Annotated in this window: 1 protein-coding gene and 2 pseudogenes; all 3 read left to right on the forward strand. The window is 58.1% G+C overall.

Features of this window, described 5'->3' with window-relative positions; translation table 11 throughout:
• Positions 1–158: pseudogene (locus tag TR36_RS16125) on the forward strand (ATP-binding cassette domain-containing protein); the annotation flags it as partial.
• A pseudogene (locus TR36_RS16130) lies at positions 158–421 on the forward strand (flagellar hook-basal body complex protein); the annotation flags it as partial. The pseudogenes TR36_RS16125 and TR36_RS16130, both read left to right, overlap by 1 nt.
• A 16-nt stretch (positions 422–437) precedes the next feature.
• Positions 438–773, forward strand: coding sequence for a flagellar basal body P-ring formation chaperone FlgA (gene flgA / locus TR36_RS13955; protein WP_062763531.1), 336 nt, complete (start codon positions 438–440; stop codon positions 771–773).
• Positions 774–908 lie beyond the last annotated feature (135 nt).

Consider the following 908-nt stretch of genomic DNA (forward strand, 5'->3'; position numbering starts at 1 on the left):
TGGAGATCCGCGAGCCCGACCGACATCGCCGACGCGAACGCCTGGAAGAGCTGTTGACCGAATTCTCGATTACGCATATCCGCCGCTCTCCGGCGCTGGCCCTTTCGGGCGGGGAACGTCGTCGTGCCGAGATTGCGCGCTGCCTTGCCGCCGATCCGCATTTGTATCATTCACCAATGCCAAGGGGTTGGAAGCGACGGGGTCGAACCTGTTTCTGGAAACCGAAGCATCGGGCCCGCCAATATCTTCAACACCCGGAGAGGATGGGCTTGGTACCCTGCGCCAGGGCTATCTGGAGGAAAGTACGGTCGATGCCGTGCGCGAGGTGACAGAACTGATCAAGGCACAACGGGCCTATGAACTGAATTCGAAGGTCATCATGGCGGCCGACCAGATGTTGTCTGCAACGGTGCAGGTAAAATNGATCCGGGCCGCCCTTGTCATCGCCCTTTTTCCCGGNTTTCGCAATCGCGGATACGGTTGTTGCAACGCGCACCCTGCGGGCCGAAAGCGTCATCGGACCGGCCGATGTCACCATGGTTGCAGGCGATGTCGCCGGATCGCTGGACGATTCCCTTCTGGCCGTGGGGATGGAAACGCGGGTCACGCTTTATGCAGGGCGCCCCGTGCTGGCGGCCGATCTGGGGGCCCCTGCAATTATCGATCGCAACCAGCTTGTCGCCCTCAGTTATCGCAACGGTGCCCTGATGATCGTGACCGAAGGGCGTGCCCTGGGGCGGGCGGTGTGCCTTTTGGCGATGATGATAGTTTAGCTTCACTGTCTTGTTGGTTTTTTGACTAACGGACAGAAGGTTTAACCTGGTTTTTTATGACCAGGTTTAGATGTGCGAAGGTTTTCGACGTCAAGGATTAGTCCCTTGGGACTTTCAACTTGTAGAGTTTGATCC

Source organism: Falsirhodobacter sp. alg1, from assembly GCF_000739715.2.
Lineage (GTDB): Bacteria > Pseudomonadota > Alphaproteobacteria > Rhodobacterales > Rhodobacteraceae > Falsirhodobacter.